Origin of the sequence: Pseudomonas sp. PS01303 (assembly GCF_029959385.1) — a bacterium.
Classification (GTDB): Bacteria; Pseudomonadota; Gammaproteobacteria; order Pseudomonadales; family Pseudomonadaceae; genus Aquipseudomonas; species Aquipseudomonas rustica.
This window is the reverse complement of sequence record NZ_JASCPK010000008.1, coordinates 72,099-79,242: the sequence shown is the minus strand read 5'-3', so window position 1 is coordinate 79,242 and position 7,144 is coordinate 72,099. Positions and strand designations below refer to the sequence as shown.

The 7,144-nt window shown below is 53.5% G+C and carries 9 protein-coding genes and 4 tRNA genes; all 13 read left to right on the top strand.

Annotated features, from left to right (window positions below; genetic code table 11):
* Nucleotides 1-201 precede the first annotated feature (201 nt).
* The 13 genes from birA (at nt 202) to rplJ (ending at nt 7,073) form a co-directional block, all read left to right on the top strand.
* Complete coding sequence (gene birA / locus QMX93_RS05490) at nt 202-1,155, top strand: bifunctional biotin--[acetyl-CoA-carboxylase] ligase/biotin operon repressor BirA (protein WP_053124330.1); 954 nt, start codon at nt 202-204, stop codon at nt 1,153-1,155.
* Nucleotides 1,145-1,894 (top strand): pantothenate kinase, encoded by a 750-nt coding sequence (locus tag QMX93_RS05485; RefSeq protein WP_282353368.1) that lies wholly within the window; start codon nt 1,145-1,147, stop codon nt 1,892-1,894. The genes birA and QMX93_RS05485 overlap by 11 nt, the downstream gene beginning before the upstream one ends.
* Before the next feature lie 7 nt (nt 1,895-1,901).
* Complete coding sequence (locus tag QMX93_RS05480) at nt 1,902-2,339, top strand: hypothetical protein (protein WP_282353366.1); 438 nt, start codon at nt 1,902-1,904, stop codon at nt 2,337-2,339.
* 143 nt (nt 2,340-2,482) lie between these two features.
* A tRNA-Tyr gene (locus QMX93_RS05475) sits at nt 2,483-2,567 on the top strand.
* Between the two features lie 25 nt (nt 2,568-2,592).
* Nucleotides 2,593-2,666: transfer RNA gene (locus QMX93_RS05470), tRNA-Gly, on the top strand.
* Nucleotides 2,667-2,692: 26 nt separating this feature from the next.
* Nucleotides 2,693-2,768, top strand: a tRNA-Thr gene (locus QMX93_RS05465).
* Between the two features lie 84 nt (nt 2,769-2,852).
* Complete coding sequence (tuf, locus tag QMX93_RS05460; RefSeq protein WP_053124324.1) at nt 2,853-4,046, top strand: elongation factor Tu; 1,194 nt, start codon at nt 2,853-2,855, stop codon at nt 4,044-4,046.
* Nucleotides 4,047-4,099: 53 nt separating this feature from the next.
* A tRNA-Trp gene (locus QMX93_RS05455) sits at nt 4,100-4,175 on the top strand.
* A 45-nt stretch (nt 4,176-4,220) separates the two neighbouring features.
* Nucleotides 4,221-4,589: a preprotein translocase subunit SecE gene (gene secE / locus QMX93_RS05450; RefSeq protein ID WP_282353363.1), complete on the top strand. Its 369-nt coding sequence runs from the start codon at nt 4,221-4,223 to the stop codon at nt 4,587-4,589.
* A gap of 9 nt (nt 4,590-4,598) precedes the next feature.
* Entirely contained in the window at nt 4,599-5,132 is a 534-nt protein-coding gene (nusG, locus tag QMX93_RS05445) for a transcription termination/antitermination protein NusG (RefSeq protein ID WP_282353361.1), read from the top strand.
* 117 nt (nt 5,133-5,249) lie between these two features.
* Complete coding sequence (gene rplK / locus QMX93_RS05440) at nt 5,250-5,681, top strand: 50S ribosomal protein L11 (RefSeq protein ID WP_003228756.1); 432 nt, start codon at nt 5,250-5,252, stop codon at nt 5,679-5,681.
* On the top strand, nt 5,681-6,376 hold the full coding sequence (rplA, locus tag QMX93_RS05435; protein WP_053124322.1) for a 50S ribosomal protein L1: 696 nt from the start codon (nt 5,681-5,683) through the stop codon (nt 6,374-6,376). Before rplK ends, rplA begins: the two co-directional genes overlap by 1 nt.
* A gap of 196 nt (nt 6,377-6,572) precedes the next feature.
* Nucleotides 6,573-7,073 carry a 50S ribosomal protein L10 gene (rplJ, locus tag QMX93_RS05430; protein ID WP_053124320.1) on the top strand — a complete coding sequence of 167 codons (501 nt, stop codon included), beginning with the start codon at nt 6,573-6,575 and terminating at the stop codon, nt 7,071-7,073.
* Nucleotides 7,074-7,144 lie beyond the last annotated feature (71 nt).

The following is a 7,144-nucleotide window of genomic DNA, read 5'->3' as shown; positions in this document are numbered from 1 at the left end:
AGCAGTGAAACGATGCATCGCCGATGGTAGTGTGGGGTTTCCCCATGTGAGAGTAGGTCATCGTCAAGATTAAATTCCGAAACCCCAATTGCGAAAGCAGTTGGGGTTTTGTTTTGCCCGCAGGAAATGCATGTGCTTGATTTCTATGCAACGGCCCGGGGCATAGCTATTATTCGGGCCTCATTGTGAGGCGAGACCTGCATGTTGACGTTGTTGAACCTTCTGAAGGATGGGCGATTCCATTCTGGTCAGGATCTGGGGGCGGCCCTGGGGATTAGTCGAAGTGCAGTATGGAAACAGCTTCAGCATCTTGAGGCTGAACTCGGGCTGTCCATCCATAAAGTTCGCGGGCGCGGGTATCAATTGGCGACGCCTCTGATGTTGCTTGATCCTCTCAAAATAGCGGAAATGGCGCCAGGCTGGCCGGTTGCAGTATTCGACTCCATTGACTCGACAAATGCCGAGGGATTGCGCGCGATCGGTCAGGGCCGATCGGCGCCTTTTCTCGTGCTTGCTGAACGGCAGGTGTCTGGGCGCGGACGGAGAGGGCGCAAGTGGGTGAGTCCATTTGCTGACAACCTTTATTACAGTCTCGTGCTGCGCATCGATGGCGGAATGCGGCAATTGGAGGGGTTGAGCCTTGTCGTGGGTCTAGCTGTCATGCACACCTTGCGAAAAGTCGGTGTCGCCGGGGCGGGATTGAAGTGGCCGAACGATGTTCTGGTCGGTAATAAGAAAATCGCCGGTATCTTGCTTGAGCTCGTCGGCGATCCCGCGGACGTTTGTCACGTGGTCTTGGGCATAGGCATCAACGTTAATATGCAGGCCGCTGAGGAAGTCGATCAGCAATGGACATCCGTGCGACTCGAGTCTGGTCAGGTCTGCGATCGCAACGCGTTAGCTGTTCAGTTGAGCGAGCAGTTGCAGGCATATATCCAGCGTCACCAGGATAGAGGCTTCTCGGCTCTACAAGCCGAGTGGCAGGAAGGCCATCTGTGGCAGGGGCGGTCTGTTTCATTGATCGCCGGCACTAACCAGATCGATGGTGTTGTGCTTGGAATTGATAATCAAGGTGCGCTGCGATTGCAGGTGGATGGTGTGGAAAAACTTTTTAGTGGTGGTGAGCTCAGCTTGAGGTTGCGTGATGATTCTTGAGCTCGATTGCGGCAATAGCTTCATAAAGTGGCGTGTATTGGACGCCGCGGCTGCGTCTCTGTTTTCTGAGGGGGTGGTCGATTCCGACTCGGCGTTGATCGAAAGTCTGCGCTCACTTGGCAAAATATCTTTGCGTAAATGCCGTTTGGTCAGTGTCAGGACTGCTGAGGAAACCGAAGCGCTCATTAAGCTGCTTGAGCAATCGTTCGGTGTTTCTGCGGTGTGCGCTCGGCCCGCTCGGGAAATGTCCGGAGTCAAAAACGGCTACGAAGACTATGAGCGGTTGGGGCTTGATCGGTGGCTTGCCATGCTTGGTGGGTATCACCTGGCGTCGGGTGCCTGCCTGGTGCTGGATTTTGGTACGGCAGTTACCGCCGATTTCATCTCGGCAGATGGAGAGCACTTGGGTGGCTTTATCTGTCCGGGCATGCCGTTGATGCGTAATCAGTTGCGAACCCATACGCGGAAGATTCGTTATGGAGATGTTGCGGCGGAGCGTGCCTTAACGAGCCTGGCTCCTGGGCGAACCACGGTTGAGGCTGTAGAGCGAGGCTGTTCTTTAATGCTTAAAGGATTTGTACTCACTCAGTTAGATATCGCGCGTGAGTATTGGGGGGAGAGTTTTACAGTGTTTGTCACTGGCGGTGATGCTGACTTGGTTGCCAGTGTTGCTCCTGGTGCTCGTCTCGTCCCGGATTTGGTTTTCGTAGGGTTGGCGATGGCCTGTCCTTTGTCCTGAGGTTCGTATGCGTTGGTTGTTCCTGCTGCTCCTTGTTCTCAATGTGTTCTATTACGTCTGGCACCAGCAGGAAGCTCCTTTGCGTGCCAAGGATGTCACGCCTCTCAGTTTATATAAGGGGTCGCAGCAGGATATTCGGTTGCTAAGTGAGAGCGTCGGCGCCTCCCGCGAGAAATCCGAAGCTGCCCAAGGCGAAGAAAAATGCTTTTATGTGGGTGGTTTTGCAGTTCAGGATCCGGCCTTGGCCCTTGAGCGGCGCCTTGAGGAAATGAAGGTTCGCTCGCAACCCTTGCAGAAAAACGTCCCGGAGAGTGGTTATTGGCTACGGATCGCGCCTGAGGGCGAGCGTTTGCTGGGTGATTTGCAGCTGCAGAACCTTTCCAAGGAATTCAATGAGTTAAAACATAAAATAATGCTGTGCGAGGGGGTTGCACCTACTGAATAGTTTGCATAGAATGGCGCCCGCTCCACAGCGAAGACCTGAAAAGGTCGCAGCAGTAGAGTGATGTCAATGCAGCTAACCTCAGGTTTTTAAATGAGAAAATGCTTGACAGGGGTTTGGCATAGTATAGAATGCCGGCCTGATTAGGAGGGGTTCCCGAGCGGCCAAAGGGATCAGACTGTAAATCTGACGTCTACGACTTCGAAGGTTCGAATCCTTCTCCCTCCACCAGATTTAAGCGTGAGCTGCAAGCTCCGCGGGTATAGTTTAGTGGTAGAACCTCAGCCTTCCAAGCTGATGATGCGGGTTCGATTCCCGCTACCCGCTCCAAGTTTGCAGATTGTGCAAAGTGTTTTGCTCTTGTAGCTCAGTTGGTAGAGCACACCCTTGGTAAGGGTGAGGTCAGCGGTTCAAATCCGCTCAAGAGCTCCATATAACAAGGCAGATATGAAAATATCTGCCTTTGTTTTAATGGCTAATGTAGTTTGCTCAATTCTTCTGTTAAGGGTGATATCGATGGCTAAGGAAAAATTTGATCGTTCCCTGCCGCACGTCAACGTTGGGACCATTGGTCACGTTGACCACGGTAAAACCACGCTGACTGCTGCTCTGACTCGCGTTTGCTCCGAAGTTTTCGGTTCCGCAATCGTTGATTTCGACAAGATCGACAGCGCCCCAGAAGAAAAAGCGCGCGGTATCACCATCAACACTGCGCACGTTGAGTACAACTCGAAGATCCGTCACTACGCTCACGTTGACTGCCCAGGTCACGCTGACTATGTGAAGAACATGATCACCGGTGCTGCTCAGATGGATGGCGCTATTCTGGTTTGCTCGGCCGCTGATGGTCCGATGCCGCAAACCCGTGAGCACATCCTGCTGTCTCGTCAGGTAGGCGTTCCGTACATCGTGGTTTTCCTGAACAAGGCTGACCTGGTGGATGACGCTGAGCTGCTGGAGCTGGTTGAGATGGAAGTTCGTGACCTGTTGTCGACTTACGACTTCCCGGGTGATGACACTCCAATCATCATCGGTTCGGCTCGTATGGCGCTGGAAGGCAAAGACGACAACGAGATGGGCACCACTGCCGTCAAGAAGCTGGTTGAAACTCTGGACAGCTACATTCCAGAGCCAGTTCGCGTGACTGACAAGCCGTTCCTGATGCCAATCGAAGACGTATTCTCGATCTCCGGTCGCGGTACTGTTGTGACTGGTCGTATCGAGCGCGGTATCGTTCGCGTTCAGGATCCGCTGGAAATCGTTGGTCTGCGTGACACCACCGTGACTACTTGCACCGGTGTTGAAATGTTCCGCAAGCTGCTCGACGAAGGTCGTGCTGGCGAGAACTGCGGCGTTCTGCTGCGTGGCACCAAGCGTGACGACGTTGAACGTGGTCAGGTTCTGGTTAAGCCGGGTTCGGTTAAGCCGCACACCAAGTTCACTGCAGAAGTATACGTTCTGAGCAAGGAAGAAGGCGGTCGTCATACTCCGTTCTTCAAAGGCTACCGTCCACAGTTCTACTTCCGTACGACTGACGTGACTGGTAACTGCGAGCTGCCAGAAGGTGTTGAGATGGTAATGCCAGGTGACAACATTCAGATGACTGTTACCCTGATCAAAACCATCGCGATGGAAGACGGTCTGCGTTTCGCTATCCGTGAAGGCGGTCGTACCGTCGGCGCTGGTGTCGTAGCCAAAATCATCGAGTAAACAGTTGTAATGTCTTTTTCGGGCCGGCATAATGGTCGGCCTGATTTTGTTTTAGGTCAGTAGCTCAATTGGCAGAGCGACGGTCTCCAAAACCGTAGGTTGGGGGTTCGATTCCCTCCTGACCTGCCAGATTCACTCAGTGTGTCTGGCTTTCTTTTCACAGGATCTTCATAGATGACTCCTAAGGCTGAAGCTCAAGGCTCTCGCTTCGATCTGCTCAAGTGGCTTGTAGTAGTTGCTTTGGTGGTTGTTGGCGTTGTTGGCAATCAGTATTACTCTGCTTCGCCGATCCTGTACCGCGTGCTGGCATTGCTTGCTCTCGCTGCTGTAGCTGCCTTTGTAGGCTTGCAGACAGTCAAGGGCAAGTCTTTCTTTGTACTGGTTAAGGAAGCTCGCACCGAGATTCGTAAAGTCGTATGGCCAACTCGCCAAGAAACCACGCAGACCACGTTGATCGTAGTGGCTGTTGTTCTGGTTATGGCGTTGCTGTTGTGGGGGCTTGATTCCCTGCTCGGCTGGCTTGTTTCCTTGATTGTCGGCTAAGGGTGTCCCGTGGCTAAGCGTTGGTACGTTGTGCATGCTTACTCGGGTTACGAGAAGCATGTCATGCGCTCTTTGTTAGAGCGTGTAAAGCTGGCTGGCATGGAAGATGGCTTCGGCGAAATTCTGGTTCCCACTGAAGAAGTGGTTGAAATGCGTAATGGCCAGAAACGCAAAAGCGAGCGCAAGTTCTTCCCAGGTTATGTGCTGGTTCAGATGGACATGAATGAGGGTACTTGGCACTTGGTCAAGGATACTCCTCGGGTGATGGGTTTCATCGGCGGTACCGCTGACAAGCCTGCACCAATCACCGATAAAGAGGCAGAAGCAATTCTGCGTCGTGTTGCTGATGGTAGCGACAAGCCTAAGCCGAAGACTCTCTTCGAGCCGGGCGAAACGGTGCGAGTCAACGACGGTCCATTCGCTGATTTCAATGGCGTTGTTGAAGAAGTTAACTACGAAAAGAGCCGGATCCAAGTGGCAGTGCTCATTTTCGGTCGCTCTACTCCGGTAGAGTTGGAGTTCAGTCAGGTCGAAAAGGTCTAACTGAAAAAGCATCCCAACCCCGCAGCCTTAGGCTGTGGGGTTTTGTCGTCACTGGGATAAACGCGCAAGTAACCGGGGAGCCTTTCGAGGCGTTCGAACCCGTAATTGGAGTGCCTCATGGCCAAGAAGATTACCGCTTACATCAAGCTGCAAGTGAAGGCCGCTCAGGCTAACCCAAGCCCACCTGTTGGTCCAGCTCTGGGTCAGCACGGCGTGAACATCATGGAATTCTGCAAGGCTTTCAACGCCCGTACTCAGGGTCTTGAAGCTGGTCTGCCGACTCCAGTGATCATCACTGTCTACAGCGACCGTAGCTTCACTTTCGAAACCAAGTCCACCCCTGCTTCGGTTCTGCTGAAGAAAGCGGCTGGTCTGACTAGCGGTTCCGCTCGTCCGAACACCGTTAAGGTTGGCACCGTTACCCGTGCTCAGCTGGAAGAAATCGCGAAAACCAAAAACGCGGATCTGACTGCAGCTGATATGGATGCGGCCGTGCGTACCATCGCCGGTTCCGCTCGTAGCATGGGCCTTAACGTGGAGGGTGTGTAATGGCTAAGCTGACCAAGCGCCAAAAGGCTATCGCCGGCAAAATCGAAGCAGGCAAAAGCTACAGCTTTGTAGACGCTGCTGCCCTGCTGGCTGAGCTGTCGACTGTCAAGTTCAGCGAGTCGTTCGACATTGCTGTGAACCTGGGTGTAGACCCGCGTAAATCCGACCAGGTTGTTCGTAGCGCTACTGTGCTGCCACACGGCACTGGCAAGACCGTTCGCGTTGCTGTGTTCACCCAAGGCCCAGCTGCTGAAGCCGCTCTGGCTGCCGGCGCTGATCGCGTAGGTATGGACGACCTGGCTGCCGAAATGAAAGGCGGCGACCTGAACTATGACGTAGTGATCGCATCCCCGGATGCAATGCGCGTTGTAGGTCAACTGGGTCAGATCCTCGGCCCACGTGGTCTGATGCCTAACCCTAAGGTTGGTACCGTAACTCCAGACGTAGCGACTGCTGTTAAAAACGCTAAAGCTGGTCAGGTTCGTTATCGCACCGACAAAAACGGCATTATCCACACCTCCGTTGGCAAGATGGGCTTCGACGCCGTCAAGCTGAAGGAAAACGTTGAAGCCCTGATCGCTGATCTGAAGCGTATCAAGCCAGCTTCCTCGAAAGGTATTTACGTTAAGCGCGTTACCCTGAGCACCACTATGGGCCCAGGTCTGGTTATCGACCAGAGCTCGCTGGACGCTTAAGACAAAAGTTGGCGTGCTTTGCACGTCAATTGAAAGATTGGGGTCCCTGCCTGGCGGGGGCTATCCAAGACCGTAGGCGACGCAAGTCTTAATACACAAGCCTACGCAGATGGTGCTCCCGGTTCCTTACCGAATCAGACACCAAAACGACATTCGGTTTCGATCGAATGAAACGGTAACAAGCAGGAGTTAACCCGTGGCAATTTATCTCGAAGACAAGAAGGCCATCGTCGCTGAAGTCAACGAGGCTGCCAAAGTCGCTCTGTCCGCTGTCGTGGTTGATGCACGTGGCGTAACAGTAGGCGCAATGACCGGACTCCGTAAAGAGGCTCGTGAAGCTGGCGTTTACGTACGTGTTGTACGTAACACCCTGCTCAAGCGCGCTGTTGCTGACACTGAATACAGTGTTCTCAACGACGTGTTCACCGGCCCGACCTTGATCGCATTCTCCAACGAACACCCGGGCGCTGCTGCTCGTCTGTTCAAAGAGTTCGCTAAAGGTCAGGACAAGTTCGAGATCAAGGCAGCTGCGTTCGAGGGCAAGTTCCTCGCAGCTAATCAGATCGACGTACTGGCAAGCCTGCCGACCCGTGACGAAGCAATTTCCCAGCTGATGAGCGTGATTCAAGGCGCTACCAGCAAATTGGCTCGTACTTTGGCGGCACTTCGCGACCAGAAAGAAGCGGCTGCAGCCTAAGGCTGAGCGTTTCCTTTTATCGCGTATTTTTGTTTATTTCGATGGCCTCCAGGCTATCCCCCAATTCAGGA

Coding starts and splice junctions, on each gene's coding strand:
- birA (WP_053124330.1), top strand. CDS start 202: ATGTTGACGTTGTTGAACCTTCTGAAGGATGGGCGATTCCATTCTGGT.
- QMX93_RS05485 (WP_282353368.1), top strand. CDS start 1,145: ATGATTCTTGAGCTCGATTGCGGCAATAGCTTCATAAAGTGGCGTGTA.
- QMX93_RS05480 (WP_282353366.1), top strand. CDS start 1,902: ATGCGTTGGTTGTTCCTGCTGCTCCTTGTTCTCAATGTGTTCTATTAC.
- tuf (WP_053124324.1), top strand. CDS start 2,853: ATGGCTAAGGAAAAATTTGATCGTTCCCTGCCGCACGTCAACGTTGGG.
- secE (WP_282353363.1), top strand. CDS start 4,221: ATGACTCCTAAGGCTGAAGCTCAAGGCTCTCGCTTCGATCTGCTCAAG.
- rplK (WP_003228756.1), top strand. CDS start 5,250: ATGGCCAAGAAGATTACCGCTTACATCAAGCTGCAAGTGAAGGCCGCT.
- rplA (WP_053124322.1), top strand. CDS start 5,681: ATGGCTAAGCTGACCAAGCGCCAAAAGGCTATCGCCGGCAAAATCGAA.